18 protein-coding genes are annotated in these 17206 nt (G+C 74.5%); 7 read left to right on the forward strand and 11 right to left on the reverse strand.

The window, feature by feature from the left end:
* The first annotated feature begins 19 nt into the window (after positions 1-19).
* Both ACIP9D_RS01510 and ACIP9D_RS01515 read left to right on the forward strand, forming a co-directional pair.
* Entirely contained in the window at positions 20-424 is a 405-nt protein-coding gene (locus tag ACIP9D_RS01510) for an MmcQ/YjbR family DNA-binding protein (protein ID WP_350876301.1), read from the forward strand.
* Positions 425-663: 239 nt separating this feature from the next.
* Positions 664-1605 carry a sialidase family protein gene (locus ACIP9D_RS01515; protein WP_350876303.1) on the forward strand — a complete coding sequence of 314 codons (942 nt, stop codon included), beginning with the start codon at positions 664-666 and terminating at the stop codon, positions 1603-1605.
* Positions 1606-1632: 27 nt separating this feature from the next.
* On the opposite strand, the gene ACIP9D_RS01520 is transcribed toward ACIP9D_RS01515, so the two are convergent.
* The 9 genes from ACIP9D_RS01520 to ACIP9D_RS01560 are packed head-to-tail and all read right to left on the reverse strand — an operon-like array spanning position 1633 to position 9677.
* A complete protein-coding gene (locus tag ACIP9D_RS01520) occupies positions 1633-1953 on the reverse strand; it encodes an antibiotic biosynthesis monooxygenase family protein (RefSeq protein ID WP_350876305.1) in 321 nt (106 codons plus the stop codon).
* The gene (locus ACIP9D_RS01525; RefSeq protein ID WP_350876307.1) at positions 1946-3196 is read right to left on the reverse strand and encodes a beta-ketoacyl synthase N-terminal-like domain-containing protein; all 1251 of its coding nucleotides are present in this window, start codon (positions 3194-3196) and stop codon (positions 1946-1948) included. The genes ACIP9D_RS01520 and ACIP9D_RS01525 overlap by 8 nt, the downstream gene beginning before the upstream one ends.
* Positions 3193-4467: a beta-ketoacyl-[acyl-carrier-protein] synthase family protein gene (locus ACIP9D_RS01530; protein WP_350876309.1), complete on the reverse strand. Its 1275-nt coding sequence runs from the start codon at positions 4465-4467 to the stop codon at positions 3193-3195. The genes ACIP9D_RS01525 and ACIP9D_RS01530 overlap by 4 nt, the downstream gene beginning before the upstream one ends.
* Positions 4464-4865: a cupin domain-containing protein gene (locus ACIP9D_RS01535; RefSeq protein ID WP_350876311.1), complete on the reverse strand. Its 402-nt coding sequence runs from the start codon at positions 4863-4865 to the stop codon at positions 4464-4466. Before ACIP9D_RS01535 ends, ACIP9D_RS01530 begins: the two co-directional genes overlap by 4 nt.
* A complete protein-coding gene (locus tag ACIP9D_RS01540) occupies positions 4858-5601 on the reverse strand; it encodes an SRPBCC family protein (RefSeq protein ID WP_350876313.1) in 744 nt (247 codons plus the stop codon). Before ACIP9D_RS01540 ends, ACIP9D_RS01535 begins: the two co-directional genes overlap by 8 nt.
* Positions 5598-7067, reverse strand: coding sequence for an acetyl-CoA carboxylase biotin carboxylase subunit (locus ACIP9D_RS01545; RefSeq protein ID WP_350876315.1), 1470 nt, complete (start codon positions 7065-7067; stop codon positions 5598-5600). Before ACIP9D_RS01545 ends, ACIP9D_RS01540 begins: the two co-directional genes overlap by 4 nt.
* Before the next feature lie 11 nt (positions 7068-7078).
* Positions 7079-7606 carry an acetyl-CoA carboxylase biotin carboxyl carrier protein gene (accB, locus tag ACIP9D_RS01550; protein ID WP_400449145.1) on the reverse strand — a complete coding sequence of 176 codons (528 nt, stop codon included), beginning with the start codon at positions 7604-7606 and terminating at the stop codon, positions 7079-7081.
* Positions 7603-9339 (reverse strand): acetyl-CoA carboxylase carboxyltransferase subunit alpha, encoded by a 1737-nt coding sequence (locus tag ACIP9D_RS01555; RefSeq protein WP_350876317.1) that lies wholly within the window; start codon positions 9337-9339, stop codon positions 7603-7605. The genes accB and ACIP9D_RS01555 overlap by 4 nt, the downstream gene beginning before the upstream one ends.
* Entirely contained in the window at positions 9336-9677 is a 342-nt protein-coding gene (locus ACIP9D_RS01560) for a TcmI family type II polyketide cyclase (protein ID WP_350876319.1), read from the reverse strand. The genes ACIP9D_RS01555 and ACIP9D_RS01560 overlap by 4 nt, the downstream gene beginning before the upstream one ends.
* Before the next feature lie 428 nt (positions 9678-10105).
* On the opposite strand from ACIP9D_RS01560, the gene ACIP9D_RS01565 reads away from it, so the two are divergent.
* The 5 genes from ACIP9D_RS01565 to ACIP9D_RS01585 all read left to right on the forward strand — a co-directional run bounded on the left by ACIP9D_RS01565 (position 10106) and on the right by ACIP9D_RS01585 (position 15420).
* Positions 10106-10954, forward strand: coding sequence for a BTAD domain-containing putative transcriptional regulator (locus ACIP9D_RS01565; RefSeq protein ID WP_350876321.1), 849 nt, complete (start codon positions 10106-10108; stop codon positions 10952-10954).
* A gap of 85 nt (positions 10955-11039) precedes the next feature.
* Complete coding sequence (locus tag ACIP9D_RS01570; RefSeq protein ID WP_350876323.1) at positions 11040-11387, forward strand: TcmI family type II polyketide cyclase; 348 nt, start codon at positions 11040-11042, stop codon at positions 11385-11387.
* Between the two features lie 9 nt (positions 11388-11396).
* Positions 11397-12746, forward strand: coding sequence for an NAD(P)/FAD-dependent oxidoreductase (locus ACIP9D_RS01575; RefSeq protein WP_350876325.1), 1350 nt, complete (start codon positions 11397-11399; stop codon positions 12744-12746).
* Between the two features lie 224 nt (positions 12747-12970).
* A complete protein-coding gene (locus tag ACIP9D_RS01580) occupies positions 12971-13996 on the forward strand; it encodes a hypothetical protein (RefSeq protein ID WP_350876328.1) in 1026 nt (341 codons plus the stop codon).
* A 218-nt stretch (positions 13997-14214) separates the two neighbouring features.
* Positions 14215-15420 (forward strand): low temperature requirement protein A, encoded by a 1206-nt coding sequence (locus tag ACIP9D_RS01585; protein WP_350876330.1) that lies wholly within the window; start codon positions 14215-14217, stop codon positions 15418-15420.
* Positions 15421-15476: 56 nt separating this feature from the next.
* Here ACIP9D_RS01585 and ACIP9D_RS01590 read toward each other — a convergent pair whose 3' ends face one another.
* Together ACIP9D_RS01590 and ACIP9D_RS01595 are read right to left on the reverse strand one after the other, a co-directional pair.
* Positions 15477-16229 (reverse strand): Asp/Glu racemase, encoded by a 753-nt coding sequence (locus ACIP9D_RS01590; RefSeq protein WP_350876332.1) that lies wholly within the window; start codon positions 16227-16229, stop codon positions 15477-15479.
* Complete coding sequence (locus ACIP9D_RS01595; RefSeq protein ID WP_350876334.1) at positions 16226-17053, reverse strand: hypothetical protein; 828 nt, start codon at positions 17051-17053, stop codon at positions 16226-16228. Before ACIP9D_RS01595 ends, ACIP9D_RS01590 begins: the two co-directional genes overlap by 4 nt.
* Positions 17054-17206: the final 153 nt, after the last annotated feature.

Below are 17206 nucleotides of genomic sequence, written 5' to 3' on the forward strand. Positions count from 1 at the left end.
GAGGCCGTACCCTGAGGCGATGGCCAGCTGGGAGGACGTGCGACGAATCGCCGCGACCCTGCCGGAGACGACCGAGCACGGGTCGTACGACGGGCTGCCGGCCTGGCGGGTGCGGGGCAAGCCGTTCGTCTGGGAGCGCCCGCTGCGCAAGGCCGACCTGGCCGCCCTCGGTGACGCCGCCCCGGACGGGCCGATCCTCGGCGCCCGCGTGCCCGACGTGGGCGCCAAGGAGGCGCTGCTCGCCGACGACCCCGAGGTCTACTTCACCACCCCGCACTTCGACGGCTATCCCGCGGTGCTGGTCCGGTTGGAGCGCATCGAGCTGGCCGAGCTGACCGAGCTGATGGTCGAGGCCTGGTACGACCGCGCCCCGAAACGGCTCGCCGCCGCGTACCGGGCGCAGGGCACGGCGCAGGCGAACTGACGAGGATTCAGCCCGACGGCCGACCGCACGTCGGTCAACCGGGACGGCGGGATCGACCTCCGGGGATCGGGAGCCGGCAGCTCGCCCTCCAGCCGGCAGCAGGGACAGCGGATCCGCCGTGGCCTTCCCGGCGGGCGGTTCCCGGATGTTCGCCGGCCGTTCGCCGCAGGGCCGCCCGGGCGTACGGTCCCGCGCCGTAGCGTGGTCGGCCGGACCGGACGCCCAGGAGGCCGCCGCGCATGACCTTGTCACCGATCGGCCGCAGCACTGACGTCCAGGTCACGGCGGTGCGCCGGATCGGCGACAGCGCGCCGCACAGCGCCTTCACCGACCTGGTCCGGCACGACGGCGGGTGGTTCTGCGCGTTCCGCGAAGGCAGCACGCACGTCTCCGGCGACGGGGTGATCCGGGTGCTCAGCTCCCCGGACGGCCGGTCCTGGAGCTCCGCGGCGGTGCTGCGCCGCGAGGACACCGATCTGCGCGACCCGCGGTTCGTGTCGCGCCCCGACGGTCGACTGCAACTGCTCGCCGCCGCCGTGACCGGCGAGGCCACCAAGAAGTTCCGGACCGTCGCCTGGCTCTCCCGGGACGGGCGTCGCTGGGGCGATCCGACGCCGGTCGGTGAGCCGGACGTCTGGGTGTGGCGGGCGGCCTGGCACGACGGCGCCATGTACGGCGTCGGCTACGCCACCCGGGAGCCGCGCTTCGTCCGGCTCTACCGCAGCGGTGACGGCCTCGACCTGCACCCGGTGGCGCCGACCCTGTTCGCCGGCGGCTACCCGAACGAGTCGGGGCTGGTCTTCGACCCGGACGGCACCGCCACCTGCCTGCTGCGCCGGGACCGGGAGACGGCCACCGCGCAGCTCGGCCGGGCTCGACCCCCGTACCGCGACTGGGAGTGGACCGACCTGGGCGTCCAGGTGGGTGGGCCGGCCCTGCTCCGGCTGCCGGACGGCCGGCTGCTCGCCGGGGTACGGCTGCTCGACGACCCGGTACGCACCGCGATCTGTGCCGTCGACACCGAGCGGGGCGAGCTGACCGAGCTGGTCGCCCTGCCCTCCGGCGGCGACACCAGCTACCCCGGCCTGGTCTGGCACGACGACCTGCTGTGGGTCAGCTACTACTCCTCACACGAGGGACGCACCTGCGTCTACCTGGCCGAGGTCGTCCTGAGCCGCTGAGTCGCGCCCACCCCCGAGCTCGCCCGCTCAGGCCAGCGCCGGGGTCTGCGCGTGGATGTAAAAGCGCAACGACCGGGCGTCGGTGAAGCACTCCCGCATCGGCCGGACCAGCTCGCGGTGCTCCGGGCTGCGCTCCCACGCCTCGAAGTCGGCCAGTCGCGCCCACTCGCTGGTGATCAACCACTGCTCCCGGTCGGCCGAGGAGCGGCACACCTGGTCCACCAGGTGCCCCGGCACCCCGCCGGCCACCTGATGCCGGATCGCCTCGTACGCCGCCAGGAACGCCGCGGTGCGCTCCGCCGGCACCCGTACCAGGAACACCACCCGGGCCCGCTGTTCGTCAGCCATCTTCGTCCTCTCTCGACGGTGCCGCCCCGCGCAGCACCAGCGCGCTGTTGAAGCCGTCGAAACCCCGGGCGCAGACCAGCGCGACCCGGCTGCGCGGCCGTCGGTGCTCGCGCAGGAAGTCCAGCTCGCAGCCGTCGGCCACCTCGTCCGGGCCCGCCGAGGCGGGCAGCGTGTCGTGCCGGAAGGCGAGCAGCGCGGTGGCCACGTCCAGCGCGGCGCCGCCCTGGTGGGCCCGGCCGGTGAGTGGCTTCGCGGTGCTCACCGGGGGCGGCCGGTCGCCGAAGACCGACCGCAGCGCGGTGGCCTCGGTGCGGTCGTAGCGGGGCACGCCCAGCGCGTCGGGCAGCACCAGGTCCACCGCGTCCGCGCCGACGCCGGCCCGGTCCAGGGCCAGCCGCATCGCCCGGGCGTACTGGGTCGGGTCGCCGGCGCTCTGCGGGCCGGTGTGCGCCGCGTCGTGGGTCGCGCCCCAACCGGTCAGCTCGCCGTAGACCCGCGCGCCACGGGCCAGCGCGTGCCCCAGCTCCTCCACCACGAAGACCGCCCCGCCCTCGGCCGGCAGGTAGCCGCTCGCCCCGGCGTCGAACGGCCGGTACGCCCGCTCCGGGTCCGCGACGTCGCTGAGCAGGCCGGAGCTCAGCTGACAGGCCAGGGCGTACGGGCTCAGCGGGCACTCGGTCGCCCCGGCGATCACCACCGGCGTGCCCCGGCGCACCGAGCGGACCGCGTGCGCCAGGCTGTCCAGTCCGCCGGCCGTCTCGCTGACCAGCACCCCACACGGCCCCTTGAACTGGTGGTGGATGGAGAGCTGGCCGACGCTGGCCGCGTAGAACCAGGCGATCGACTGGTACGCCCCGACGGTGCGCGACGGGCCACCCCAGAGCCGTTGCAGCTCCCGCTGGCCGAACAGGTTGCCGCCGGAGGAACTGGCCAGGGTGACCGCGTAGCCGTACGGGTCGGGGGCCTGCTCGGGCAGCCCGGCGTCGGCCAGCGCCAGCCGGGTGGCGGCGAACCCGAGGTGCGTCCACCGGTCGGTCTGCACCAGCTGTCGGCTCGCCGCGTATCCGGTGGCCTCGAAACCGGTCACCTCGCCGGCGAACCGGGTCGGGTACCCGGCCGGGTCGAACAGCGTGATCGGCCCGGTGCGCCGGGTGCCGGCCAGCACCGTACGCCAGTGCGCCGCCGCGCCGACGCCGCTCGGGGCGACCACCCCGATCCCGGTGACCACCGCCCGGGCGGTCACGCGGCCACCGCCCCGGGCAGCCGGCGGAAGATCATCGCGGACTGGAAGCCGCCGAACCCGCTGCCCACCGAGAGGGCGACGTCGACCGGCAGCTCCCGCGCCTCGTTCGGCACGTAGTCCAGGTCGCACTCCGGATCCCGGGTGCTCCAGTTGGCGGTCGGCGGCACCACCCCGAACTCGATGGCCAGCGCGCAGGCGGCCATCTCGATCGAGCCGATCGCGCCGAGCGAGTGCCCGACCATCGACTTGATCGAGCTGACCGGCACCCGGTACGCCGCGTCGCCGAGCGCCCGTTTGAACGCGGCGGTCTCGTGCCGGTCGTTCTGGCGGGTGCCGGAGCCGTGCGCGCTGATGTAGGAGACCTGCTCCGGGGCCAGCCGGGCCTGCCGCAGTGTCGCGGAGATGGCCAGCGCCATCTCCACCCCGTCCGGTCGCAGCCCGGTCATGTGGTAGCCGTTGCTGTGGCTGGCGTACCCGGCGACCTCGCAGTAGATGTGCGCGCCGCGCCGCCGGGCGCGCTCGGCCTCCTCCAGCACCAGCACCGCCGCGCCCTCGGCGAGCACGAAGCCGTGCCGGTCGGCGTCGAACGGGCGAGAGGCGTGCGCGGGGTCGTCGTTGTCCGGGCTGGTCGCCTTGATCGCGTCGAACGAGGCGACGGTGACCGGCGAGATCGGCGAGTCCGCCGCGCCGGCGAGCACCACGTCCGCCTCACCGTCGGCGATCAGCTGGTGGGCGTACCCGATCGCGTCGATCCCGGAGGTGCAGCCGGTGGAGACCACCTGGGCCGGGCCGTGCAGGCCGTGCCGGCAGGCCACGTCGGCGGCGAGGCTGCTGGGCACCAACGCCTGGTAGAGGTAGGGCCCGCCACGGGCCGGGTCGACGAGCCACCGACGGCCGGCGTCGCTGACCGCGACGTACTGCTGCTCCAGCGCCATGGTGCCGCCGACCGCGGTGCCGAGCACCACCCCGGCGCGGTCCCGCTCGGCGTCGGTGAGCGCCAGGCCGGCGTCGGCGATCGCCTCGTCGGCGCAGGCCAGCGCGAACTGCACGTAGCGGTCGGAGCGCCGCAGCTCGGCCTCGGTGATCCCGGCGGCGACCGGGTCGAAGTCGCACTCCGCGGCGATCCGGGACCGGAACGGCGACGGGTCGAAGAAGGTGATCCGCCGCGTCGCCGTCCGCCCCTCGGTGATCGACTTCCAGAACCGGTCCCGGGTGGCGCCGCCCGGGGCGACCACGCCGATCCCGGTCACCACCGTGCGGCGCCCGGTCACGACGCGCCCCGCTCGACCAGCTCGGTGTCGACGTGGCCCAGGTCCGGCCGGGGCGCGAGAGGTCCGAGGTGGAAGACCACCTCGGCCGGCTCGTCACCGGTGTTGCGCAGCCGGTGCCGCACGTTGATCGGCACGAAGAGCGCCTCACCGGCGGCCAGCGGCACCGGCCGGTCGTCCAGGTCCACGGTGATCTCACCCCGGGCCACGTAGAGGAACTCCTCGCTGTACGGGTGGTAGTGCTCGGCGATCCGCTCGCCCGGCTGCAACGCGGCCACCCCCATGAAGCCGGAGGTGCTGCCGACGGTGCGCGGGCCGAGCAGCACCCGCAGCTCGCCGCCGCGCCGCCGGTCCGCCGGCACGTCCCGGGCGGCGATCAGGGGCAGGGTCTGCTCACTCATCACCGGCCCCCGTCGCCCCGCCGACCGGCACGGCCTCGCCGGTCTGCACCCGGCGTTCGATCCGCTCCTTGATCACCGCGAGCTGCACCGCGCTGTTGGCGTTGATCCGCTCGGTCATCCCGACGTTGTCCACCGGCGCGGTCGGCTTCATCGCGAAGTCCTGCACCCAGGTCATTCGGGTGCCCTCGAGCTCCTCGGCGTAGCGCCAGTGGATCCGCATGTACTCGAACGGCCCGGTCTCCACCCGGTGTGCGTGCACCTGCCGGGCGATCGGGTCGGCGACGCGTTCGCTCACCCAGCTCCACGACACCCCGTTCTCGTCCGGGTGCATGGTGAGCCGGAACCGCACCGTGTTCCCGGCCCGGTGCAGGATCTCCACCACGGCGTACTCCGTGAACAGCTCGGTCCAGTTCGGCACGTCGTTGGTGATCTCCCAGACCAGCGGCAGCGGCGCGGCGATCACGATGCTGTTCTCGGTGTGCCCCGGTTGCGCCGAGCGCCGGGCGACCAGGTTGGCCACGGCCGGGATGCTCAGCTGCGCGGCCTGCTCGGGGATCTGCACCCGCCACCGGTCGGCGACGACCGCGGAGAGTTCGAGCAGCGCGAGGGAGTCCAGGCCGAGCTCCTCCAGGGACGCGGCCGGCGCGCGGGCGGCGGCCTCGGCGTCCAACCCGCAGTGCGCCACCAGGATGTCGGTGATCTCGGCGGTCAGCGGTTGGCCTTGGGTGACGGTCATCGGGTCCTCCTGGGTCGTGCGGACGATCCGGCCGTGGCCGGCGGACGGGTGGCGGTCACCGGCGGGGCCGGCGGTGGTTCATGCGCGCCGGCCGGGCTCGTGGCCGCGGGGTGCTCGCCGGCGGCGAGCAGCCGGTCGACCAGCCCGGTGGTGTAGCGGCCCTTGCGGAACCCGGCGTCGTCGAGGACCCGCCGGACGAACGGGATGGTGGTCCGCACGCCCGGCCCGGCCACGTCGAACTCGTCGAGCGCGCGTTCCAGCCGGTTCAGCGCCAGCTCGCGGTCCGGCGCCCAGACGGCCACCTTGGCCAGCAGCGAGTCGTAGTGCGGGCCCACCACGTACCCGGGCCGGCCGTGGGTGTCCACCCGGGTGAACGGGCCACCGGGCGGCAGGAACCGCTCCAACCGACCCGGGGTGGGCGCGAAGTCGCGCTCCGGATCCTCCACGTTGACCCGGCACTCGACCGCCACCCCGTGCAGCCGGATCTCGTCCTGCCGCCAGCGCAGCGGGACCCCGGCGGCGATGTGCAGCTGCTCGTGCACCAGGTCGATCCCGGTGATCATCTCGGTGACCGGATGCTCCACCTGGATCCGGCAGTTGATCTCCAGGAAGTGGAACCGCTCCTCGGCGTCGACCAGGAACTCCAGCGTGCCGGCGCCGGTGAAGCCGACCTCGAGCGCGCCGCGCAGCGCGGTCTCCGCGATCGAGTCGAGGACGCCGGCGGGTAGCGCCGGGGCGGGCGCCTCCTCGACCAGCTTCTGGTGCCGCCGCTGCACCGAGCAGTCGCGGGTGCCCAGGTGCACCCCGTTGCCGTGCCCGTCGCAGAGCACCTGCACCTCGACGTGCCGGGCCTCGGTCAGGTAGCGCTCGACGTAGACCCGGTCGTCACCGAACACGGCCTGCGCGGCCGCCCGGGTCTTCGCGTACGCCCGGGGCAGCTCCGCCGCGGACCAGACCACGGTCATGCCCCGGCCACCACCTCCGGCCGCCGCCTTCACGATCACCGGGTAGCCGATCTCCGCGGCCACCTCGGCCGCCTCGGCCGCCGTGGGGACCGGCTCCACGCTGCCCGCCGGCAGCGGCAGGCCGGCCCGGCGCATCAGGGCCCGGGCGGAGGACTTGTCGGCCAGCGCGGCCATCACCGACGGCGACGGGCCGATGAAGGTCAACCCGTTCTCGGCGCAGATCTCGGCGAAGTCGGCGTCCTCGGAGAGGAACCCGTAGCCCGGGTGCACCGCCTGGGCGCCGACCTGCCGGGCCGCCTCGACGATCGCGGCGGCGTTGAGGTAGCTGCGACGGCTGGCCGCCGGTCCGATCCGGACGGCCTGGTCGGCGAGGCGGACCGCGGCCGAGTCGGCGTCCGCCGCGGAGTAGACCACCGCGGTACGGACTCCGAGCTCGCGGCAGGCGCGCAGCACCCGCAACGCGATCTCACCCCGGTTGGCGATCAGCACCTTCTCGAACATCCCGCACCACCTCAGGCCGGTTCCAGCGCGACCAGCGGCTGGTCGTACTCCACGGGCTGACCGTCGTCGGCCAGCACCGCGGCCACCCGGCCGCCCCGGTCGGTGGTGACCTCGTTCATCAGCTTCATCGCCTCGACGATCCCGACCACCTGGCCCGGCCGGAGCACGTCGCCGACGGCCACGAACGGCGCGGCCCCCGGCTCCGGCGCGCGGTAGAACGTGCCGACGATCGGTGACCGGACCACCGGGCGGGTCTGCGGCTCCGGAGGTTCGGCGCCGGCGGCGGGAGCGGGCCGGGACTCCGGCGGCGCTTCGTCGGCGGTGGCACCGCTCGGGGCGGCACTGCCGTGCCACTCCACCTCCAGCACGGTCTCGCCGCTGCGCAGCCGCACCCGCCGGACCGGGCCGGCCAGCTCGGCCACCAGGTGCTGGGCGTGCCGGCGCAGTCCGGCCAGCACCGCGTCCGTCCCGTCGGCCGCGTCGCCGGCGCTCTCGATTGCCGCCGGCGCCGTGGGGGGCCGGGCCGCTCCGGCGCTCACCGGGCACCCGCCCGGCTGCCGGCGCGGGCCGCGCCGAAGCGCCGGAAACGCTGACGACGGCGGCGCACCAGGGTCGCCGCGGGCACGTCGAGCAGCGGCAGCAACGCACCGAGCACCGCGTCACGCAGCATCCGTGCCATCGCCTCCGGGTCGGCGTGGGCCGCACCCGGCGGCTCCGGCACGATGTCGTCCACCACTCGAAGGCGGTGCAGGTCCGGCGCGGTCAGCCGCAGCGCGCGGGCCGCCTGGGGCGCCGCCGAGCGGTCCGGCCAGAGGATCGCCGCGCAGCCCTCCGGGCTGATCACCGAGTAGACCGCGTGCTCGAGCATCAGCACCCGGTCGGCCACCGCCAGGGCCAGCGCCCCGCCACTGCCCCCCTCGCCGGTGATCACCGCGAGGACCGGGGTGGGGAGGACGGTGAGGGCGAGGATGTTCTCCGCGATGGCCGCCGCCTGCCCCTGCTCCTCGGCGCCGACGCCGGGGTCGGCGCCCGGGGTGTCCACCAGGGTGATCACCGGCAGGCCGAGGCGGGCGGCCAGCCGCGCCAACCGCAGCGCCTTGCGGTGCCCGGCCGGGCTGGCCATGCCGAAGTTGCGGGCGACCAGCTCGGCGGTGGTGTGCCCCTTCTGGTGGCCGATCACCATGACCGACCGGCCGTCGAGGCGAGCCACGCCGCCGACCACGGCCGGGCAGTCGCCGCCGAGCCGGTCGCCGTGCAGCTCGACGAAGCCGTCGAAGGCGTTCTCCAGGTAGTCCAGGGTGGTCGGTCGGCCGGGTTGTCGGGCCAGGCGTACCGTCGCCCACGGATCGGCGTCGGTCGAGCCGGGCTCGCTGGTCGGGCCTTCGACCGGGTTCTGCGCGGCGGTGCGGACGGCGGCCGGCGGCGCCGGCTGCTGGCGGGGCACCGCGGGGCGGGCCACCGGTCGCCGCCCGCCCTGGGCCGCCGCCAGCAGGGCGACCAGCCGCCCGCGCAGGGAGCGCCGGGGCACCACCATGTCGACCTGGCCGTGCCGGAGCAGGAAGTCCGCGGTCTGAAAGCCCTCCGGCAGGGCCCGGCCGGTGACCTGGCGGATCACCCGGGGGCCGGCGAAGCCCATCCGGGCGCCGCTCTCGGCCACCACCACGTCGGTGTTGGTGGCGAACGAGGCGGCGACCCCGCCGTACGTGGGATCGGTGAGGACGCTGACGGTGAGCAGTCCCGCCTCGCGCAGCGCGGCGATGGCCTGACTGACCGTGGCCATCTGCATCAGCGACAGCGCGCCCTCCTGCATCCGCGCGCCACCGGAGGCGGTGACCAGGACCAGCGGCACCCGGTCGTCCAGGGCGCGCTCGGCGGCCCGGGTGATCAGCTCGCCGACCGCGCAGCCCAGGCTGCCACCGAGGAAGCGGAAGTCCATCACCGCGAGCACCGCCGGGTGCCCGCCCATGGCCGCGGTGCCGCAGAGCACCGCCTCGGTCAGGCCGGTGCCGGCCCGGGCCGCGGTGAGCCGGTGCGGGTACGGCAGCACGTCGACGAAGTCGATCGGGTCCAGGTCGGCGAGCCGGTCGGGCAGCGGCTGGAACGACCCCGGGTCGACCAGCTGCCGTACCCGGTCGGGCGCCCCGAGCCGGGCGTGCACCCCGCACTCGGGGCAGACGTCCAGATTGCGCCGCAGTCGCTTGCGGTACAGCAGGGTGGCGCAACCGGCGCACCGGGACCAGAGCTGCTCCTCGCGCGGCGCGGTGGCGGTCACGACCGCCGCCCGACCGGCGCGGAGGCGTCGAAGCGGTAGAAGCAGCGTGCCATGGCGTCGCGCGGCGAACGCCAGTCCGGCGAGTACGGCGAGATGTACGGCCGCAGTCGGGCGCTGATCCGCTCGAACTCCGGGTGACTGCGCGCGGCCTCCACCGCCCCCTCCCCGGGCAGCTCGGTCTCCAGCAGGTGCACGTACAGGTCGTGCAGCCGGTACAGCGACCGGTGCCGTACCCCGGCCAGCCGCGGCAGCTCGGTGGCGTCGGAGTCGGCGAAGATCTCGGCGACCCGAGCCTCGGCGCTCGGGACCACCTTCGCGACGATGAGCGATCGGTCCATGGACGGGCCTCCCCCCACGGCGTGCGGCGCCGAGAGACGGTGCCGCACGAGCCGGACGACTGCCCGTCACCATGCGGCGCTGCTCGTCACAGCGGCGTCACCACGGACGGTCCACCGACGACGTTCAATGGTGACGCTGCGTTGACGCAAGCTGTGCGCGGGCTATGTATCAGCTGACCGGCGGATCGTCCCATTCGCAAATATAAGCAGTTCAGAGCCGTTCTCACGGATGCCACCCGGACGCCATCGACGACGCAACTGCGTTGACCCAGAGTGACCGTTATTGATAATCTTCATCACGGTCAGCCCGGCGGCCCGGGCGCGGCGCCGCGCCTTCGGCGTAGCGGCGACGGCGACGTCGACGTCGCGAACAGCCGCGCCGGGGACACAGCAGACAGTCGGGACAAGCGTTCCACAGGGGGTGCTGCGTGGCCGCTGATCCGTCCATGCCGACGTCCGGGCGTCGACCCGGCACCGGGGTGTCACTGCGCCTGCTCGGCGGCTTCCAGCTGCTGCACGGCGAAGCCCCGGTCGAGGTGCCCCGCGGGCTGCAACGGGTGATCGCGCTGATCGGGCTGCGCCCCGGTGCCACCCGCAGCCAACTGGCCGGGTTGCTCTGGCCCGAGGCGCCGGAGGAGCGGGCGCTGTCGTCACTGCGTACCGCCCTCTGGCGGCTGCGGCAGGACCCGTGCTGCCCCCTCGCGGTCAGCACCGACACCGTCCGCCTCGACCCGGCGGTCTGGCTCGACGTGGACGAACTGGTCGGCACGGCCGCCCGGGTACGCGACGGCGACGACCCGCGGACCGCGGCCGGCGCGCTCGCGGCCGGCCGCCACGACCTGCTCCCCGGCTGGTACGACGACTGGGTCCTGCTGGACCGGGAGCGGCTGCGCCAACTGCGTCTGCACATGCTGGAACAGGTGGCCGGCCAGCACCTGGCGGCGGGCCGGCACGGCGAGGCACTGGAGGCCGCGCTGGAGGCGATGGCCGCCGAGCCGCTGCGCGAGACACCGCACCGGTTGGTGGTCCGCATCCATCTGGCCGAGGGCAACGCCTTCGAGGCGGTGCACGCCTTCTACGTCTACCGCGACCTGCTCCTGCGCGAGCTGCGGCTGGAGCCCTCCCCGGCGATGTGCGCGCTGCTCGACGAGACGCTCGCCCCGATCCGACGGGCCAGCCGCGACAGCGCCGGCACCCCGCGCCGCTCCCCCGGGTATCCCGGCCGCGCCCCGACCGGCCCGGCTCGACCGGCGTCACCGTCGCGACGCAACGCGTGACGGGGAGGTGACAGGCGGGCCGGCACGGTGGGCGGCACAGCAGTCCCGTGGTCCTTTCAGGGGTGCCACCGGCGGAAGGGGTCCGATGAGCCGTCTACTGATCGTCAGCAGGATCGTCCCTGGCGCGGAGGGCCGAGTGGCCCAGATCTTCGCCGAGTCCGACTCGACCGAACTGCCCGGCCTGACCGGGGTGACCCACCGGTCGCTGTACTGCCTGCACGACGTGTGCATCCATCTGATGGAGACCGCCGAGATCGACCCGGAGGCGCTGGCCGAGGCGCGCAACCATCCGCTCTACCAGCAGGTCAACGAGCGACTCTCCGCGCACACCTCGCCCTACCTGCCGACCTGGCGCTCGCCGCGCGACGCGATCGCCGGCTGCTTCTACCGCTGGGACGCCGTGCCCCTGCCCACGCCCCGCGCGGCGGGCTGAGGGAACGCCATGTCCGCCAGACCCCCGCACGTCATCGTCATCGGCGCCGGCACCGGCGGGATGTGCCTGGCGCACGGACTGCGCCGGGCCGGGATCAGCGTCGCCGTCTACGAGCGGTACGACACCCGCGCCGACGGGTTGCTCGGTTACCGGGTCGGCATCGGCCCGACCGGCAGCCGGGCGTTGCGCGAGTGCCTGCCGCCGGAGCTCTTCGACGTCTATCTCGCCACCTGCGCCCGCTCGCCCCGCTGGTTCAACGTCATCACCCAGCGGATGCGGCAGACCGCGTCATTCGAGCTGCGCCCGGACACCCACCCGGTCGACACCGAGCGCTCGGTGGCCCGGATGACCCTGCGCCAGGTCCTGCTCACCGGCATGGAGGACGTGGTCCACTTCGGCAAGACCTTCACCCGCTACGAGCAGCACGACGACGGGACGGTCACCGCGTACTTCGCCGACGGCAGCAGCACCACCGGCGACCTGCTGGTCGCCGCCGACGGCACGCACTCGGCGGTCCGCCGTCAGTACCTGCCGCACGCGGTCACCCGGGACGCGGGCACGATCAACATCGCCACCCGGATCCCGCTCACCGCGCAGACCCGCGCGCTCCTGCCCGAGCGGCTCCAACGCGGCATCTCGCTGATCTTCGGTGTCGGCGGGATGATGGGCGTGCTGCACGTGATGGAGTTCAAGTGGGACGGCGACGGTCGGCTCAAGCCCGGGGTCGGCGAGGCCGATGCCGCGCTGCTCAGCCGGTGGCCCGGGCTCGCCCACGACCCGACCCGCGACAACATCAACCTGATCATCTGGAGCACCGCCCGCCGGTTTCCACCCGACGTGATGCAGCGCCGGGGCGAGGAACTGGTGCAGCTCGCACTGGAACTCACCACCAACTGGCATCCGCACCTGCGCGAGCTGCTGGCCCGCAGCGACCCGGCCAGCGCGCTGCCGATCCGGGTCAGCACCTCCGAGCCGGTGCCGCCCTGGAAGAGCAGCACGGTCACCCTGCTCGGCGACGCCATCCACACCATGACGCCGGGTCGCGGGGTGGGCGCGAACACGGCGCTGCGCGACGCCGCTCTGCTCTGCCGGCAGGTTCGGCTCGCCGCGGCCGGCGACAAGACCCTGCTCCAGGCCGTCGCCGACTACGAGGCGGTGATGGTGCCCTACGGCTTCGCCCGGGTCGCGGACTCGCTGAACCGCAGCGGCACGAACGGCGACGACCGGATGTACAAGCCGGTTGTCGGCCGGCTCGCGCTGCTCGGCGCACGCGGCTACTTCGGCGTCACCAGCCGGGTGCCGCCGCTGCGGCGCAAATTCGTCGATGACTTCTACACCTACCGGGGTGAGGAGGACTGACCGCAGCCGTCCGACCCCGGCGCCCGACGGGCGCCGGGGTCGTCGGCGTGTCCGCTCGTCGGCGTGCCGCCGCCACCCTCCGTCGCTTGTCGCGCACCGCCGGTGCCTCCCGTCCCACCTGGGTGGCACAAGGTGGATCCTGCCTGTCGAACCGGTCGCGCATATGCGAAGCTGCGGCGGGTTTTTCTCATGACTTTTCCGACGAGGTGAGAGGGAGGTCTGCCGTGGCGTGGTCCTTCGGGCACTTCTTGATAGTGGTACTGGCCCTGCTGCTGGGCCTGGCGGCCGGTTGGCTGCTGCGCGGCCGGCAGGACGCACGGACGCGCGGTTCGTCCATCACGGACGGTGACCCGGTCGCCGGGACCGCGGTGCTGGCGACGCCGGCGCCGGCGGCCGTCAGCGACCCGGGGCAGGCGCCGGCGACGACCGACCCGGCGCCGACCGCGGTCGCCGACCCGCCGGCCCCGGTGGACACGATCACCGAGTCCGCCGTGGCGAGCCCGGCGCACGACGGCCCGGCGTCCGACGTCGACCCGGCCGACATGGCCCTCACCGGCGACCCGGAGCCGGCCCCGGTGATCGCGCCGCGACCGGTCCCGGTGGCCGAGCGCACCATCCCGGACGAGCCGAACGCCTCCGACGAGCCGGCGGCCGAGCCCACCGGCGCGACGCAGCCCGCGCCCGCCGTGGCGCAGCCGGTCGAGCGGGTTACCGCGAACACCGAGGTGGACGAGCCGGTCGCGGCCGACGCTCCGGCGCCGGCCAGCTCAGCGGACGAGCCAGTCGCGGCCGAGACTCCGGCGCCGGCCAGCCCGGTGTCCGAGCCGGTCGCCGCCGAGACTCCGGCGCCGGCCAGCTCGGCGGACGAGCCGGTCGCGGCCGCGGCGGAGCCCGCCGCTGGCACGGACGAGGCCGTCGGCGACCCGGAGCCGGTCGCACCGGCACCGCGGCCGGCGGTCGCCACCCCGCCGGTACGCCCGGTGGCGGCGGCCGCCGTGGAGGTCGACGACTTCCGCCGGATCCAGGGCGTCGGGCCGAAGATGGCCGCGGCGTTGCAGGAAGCCGGGGTGCGGACCTACCGGCAGCTGGCCGAGCTGGACGAGGCCGGCCTGCGCGAACTCATCCGCGGTGCCGGTCTGCGGGCCGCACCCGGTCTGGCCACCTGGCCGCAGCAGGCCAAGGTGCTCGCCGGCGCCCCGGACGAGGCGGCCGCGGCGCTGCCGACGGCGGGCGGCCCGGACCGGGCCTGACCCGGCACGACTCCGTGCCGCCACCGCGGGGCGCCCGCGACGGCGGCACGGAGTCGACCGCGACGACCCGGACCACCGGGCGCCGCCCATTTCTCCGGCACCGTGCCGCGTCATCGGCAAACCGGCATATCCGGCACGGTTCGCTGCCGCTCTCGCTACCGTCGGTCGGTAAAGAGGCCCAAGGCCCGCCGAGCCGACCTGGTACCCGGGAGCAGCCCGTGCCGACCGCCACGCCGGAACCGGCCCCGCAGCGGCACCGCGCGCCGATCCGCGACCCGGACGCCCCCCGCCGGGTGACCCTGCTCGAACTCTTCTTCGACCTGGTCTACGTGGTCGCGCTCGCGCTCATCTCCCGCGGCCTGGTCGACGGACTCGACTGGTACAAGGCCGCGCAGGCGCTCATCCTGCTCGCCGCCCTCTGGTGGACCTGGGCCATCACCACCCTGGTCACCGACATGTACAACCCGGAACGCACCGAGATCAAGCTGCTGATCATGGCGGTGATGGTCGGGGCGCTGCTGATGACCACCGCGATCCCGGAGGCCTTCGGCGCGCGCGGCCTGGTCTTCGCCGGCACCTACGTGGCGATCCACCTCGGCCGGGGGCTCTTCCTGATGCCCACGGTGCGGCACGAGCCGCAGACCCAACGCCGGGCCGCCCGGATTTTCATCTGGTTCGCCGTCTCGGCGGTGCCCTGGATCATCGGCGCCTACGTCTCCGACAACGCCAGGGTGGCCTGGTGGGCGTTCGCGCTCGCCATCGACTACATCGGCTTCCGGCTCGCCTACCCGGTGCCCGGGCTCGGCGTGGTGCCCACCGCGCAGCGCAACGTCACCGCCGAACACCTCTCCGAGCGCTACCAGCAGTTCTTCATCATCGCGCTGGGCGACGCCATCCTGACCATCGGCACCATGTTCAGCCTGGCGCACTCCGAGCTGGAGAACATCGCCTCGTTCGCGGTCGCCTTCGCCACCACCCTGCTGCTCTGGCGGATCTACGTACACAAGTCCGGCGAGCTGCTGCCGAAGGCCATCGCCACCTCCCGGGCGCCGAGCGCGTTCCTGAACACCGCGCCCTTCACCCACCTGGTGATGGTCGCCGGGGTGGTCACCACGGCCGCCGGCTTCGACCTGATCCTGCACGAGTCGACCGGGCGTACGCCGCCGGCCTGGGTGGCGGTCATCCTCGGTGGCCCGGCGCTCTTTCTGATCGGCCGGGCCGCGTTCGAGTACGAGGTGTTCAGCCGGGTCTCGGTCTCCCGCCCCGGCGGGCTGCTGGCCCTGCTCACCATCTCCCCGGCGGTGATGTTCCTGCGACCGGTGTTCACCGCGCTCGGCGCCATGCTGGTGCTGGCCGGAGTGGCGGTCGCCGACGCCCGGCGCAGCTGGGGCCGCCCTCCCGAGGCGCCCGCCCCGCCGCACTGACCACCCGCCGCGAGCGGCACGCGCACGCGCGCCGCGACTGCGGGAGACCCGCATGCTCAGCGCGGGCCGGCCAGCAACCGTCCGGCGTCCGGCACGTACGGCGCGAGGCCGAGGCCGGTGAGCAGCTGGTGCACCGTAGCGGTCGCCGCGGTCAGCACCGGCCGGCCGAGGCGCGCCTCCACCTGTGGCACCGCCGCCAGCGACGGCATCTGGACGCAGGCGGAGAGCACGATCGCGTCCACGTCGGTCAGGTCGAGCCCGTCGGCCAGGGCCACCAGCCGCTGCGCCGGGATCCGGCCCACCGCCACGTTGTCCGGCTCGGCGAGGCTCACCGCCCGGGTCACCTCGATCCCGTACCCGGCGAGGTAGCCGACGACGGTGGCGGTCAGCGGCGGCAGGTACGGCGCGATCATGGCGATCCGCCGCGCGCCCAACGCCCGCAGCCCGGCCACCAGCGCGCCGGCGCTGGTCACCACGGGCATCGGGTGCCCGGCCCGACCGGCCGCCCGGGCCAGCCGCCGCTCGGCCCGGTCGTGCGCTCCGGCGCCGTCTGCCATCACCGCCACCAGGCAGGCGTACGCGAGCACGTCGCACCGGGCGTCGGCCAGCTCCTCGGCGCAGCGGCCGCTGGTCCGGTTCATCCGGGCCAGCTCCGTCGCGGTCACCTGGTGCAGCCGCACCCGGCTGGCGTGGGTGGTGAAGGTGACGCCGGGATCGACCGCCTCGCGCCGGCGCAGCATGGCCGGGATCTCGGTCTCCATGGTGGTGTTCGAGCTGGGTACCACCAGGCCGATCCGGTAACCGCTCACACCAGGGCCCCGGCGTACCCCCGCACGCGCAGCCGCTCGCGGGCGCCGGCGCCCAGACGCACCTGGAGCCCGAGCGGCGCGGCGGCCCGGCGCACCTCGTCGACGTGCAGCGAGCCGTGCCGGTCCACGATGAGCACCGGCGGCTCCTCCCACTCCCCCTCCGGCAGGTGGAACGACAGCAGCGTCACCGAGGTCGGCAGGTAGGCCGGGTACGCGGCGCGCGCGGCCGCCTCGTCGCGGTGGGCGAGCACGACCAGGTCGGGCAGGTGGGTGAAGTCCGCGGCGAGCGGGCCCACCTTCCAGTGCGCCGGCTCCTCGGCGGCCCCGGTCAGGTGCCGGGAGCGGTTCGCCGAGGTGATGTAGAGGTGGTCCACCCCCGTCTCGGCCACCGCCCGCTCGAAGAACGCGTTCGACGGGCAGGCCGCTCCAGGGGCGATCACCTGGGTGGTGCGGATGCCCCGGTCGTGCTGGGTGAGGTGGTCGGGCAGTCGGTCGGCGGCCGGGCCCCGGAAGCCGAACGGACCGGCGCCGTAGAGGGCGTCCATCAGCTGCCGTACCCGCCGCTCGGGCAGTCGGGGAGAGATCCGGGACCAGTCGAACATGTCCGGGATCCGGTACGCCGGGGCGGTGATGCTGCCTACCTGGTCCACCGGCCGGCCCTTGGCCAGGTTGACCTTCCGCACGGTGTCCGCGTCGGGGCGGGTGACGATGACGTAGAAGTTCGCGAAGGCCGCCGCGACGACCGCGCCACCGGCCAGCGCGCGGGCCGCCGCGGCCAGGTCCGCGGGACTGTCGATGTAGAGCTGCGGTGTCCGGACGTCCATGAATCCTCCTCGGCGGGTGCCGTGAGGCCAGTTCTACGTCCGCAACGGCGGCCGGTGGCCAGGTCGGTCCTCGATCCGATAGTCGGCGGGCGCGACCCGGTACGCCCGGACGATCCTCGCCGTACCACCGGATCGAAGGTGGCCATCCGGACG

It is taken from the genome of Micromonospora sp. NPDC093243, assembly GCF_044753725.1.
Lineage (GTDB): Bacteria > Actinomycetota > Actinomycetes > Mycobacteriales > Micromonosporaceae > Micromonospora.

Bases quoted from the DNA above. Each gene is read 5' to 3' on its own strand.
- ACIP9D_RS01535 (WP_350876311.1), bottom strand. From the start codon at position 4,865: ATGAGTGAGCAGACCCTGCCCCTGATCGCCGCCCGGGACGTGCCGGCG.
- ACIP9D_RS01520 (WP_350876305.1), bottom strand. From the start codon at position 1,953: ATGGCTGACGAACAGCGGGCCCGGGTGGTGTTCCTGGTACGGGTGCCG.
- ACIP9D_RS01515 (WP_350876303.1), top strand. From the start codon at position 664: ATGACCTTGTCACCGATCGGCCGCAGCACTGACGTCCAGGTCACGGCG.
- ACIP9D_RS01540 (WP_350876313.1), bottom strand. From the start codon at position 5,601: ATGACCGTCACCCAAGGCCAACCGCTGACCGCCGAGATCACCGACATC.
- ACIP9D_RS01560 (WP_350876319.1), bottom strand. From the start codon at position 9,677: ATGGACCGATCGCTCATCGTCGCGAAGGTGGTCCCGAGCGCCGAGGCT.
- ACIP9D_RS01545 (WP_350876315.1), bottom strand. From the start codon at position 7,067: ATGTTCGAGAAGGTGCTGATCGCCAACCGGGGTGAGATCGCGTTGCGG.
- ACIP9D_RS01570 (WP_350876323.1), top strand. From the start codon at position 11,040: ATGAGCCGTCTACTGATCGTCAGCAGGATCGTCCCTGGCGCGGAGGGC.
- ACIP9D_RS01510 (WP_350876301.1), top strand. From the start codon at position 20: ATGGCCAGCTGGGAGGACGTGCGACGAATCGCCGCGACCCTGCCGGAG.
- ACIP9D_RS01595 (WP_350876334.1), bottom strand. From the start codon at position 17,053: ATGGACGTCCGGACACCGCAGCTCTACATCGACAGTCCCGCGGACCTG.
- ACIP9D_RS01575 (WP_350876325.1), top strand. From the start codon at position 11,397: ATGTCCGCCAGACCCCCGCACGTCATCGTCATCGGCGCCGGCACCGGC.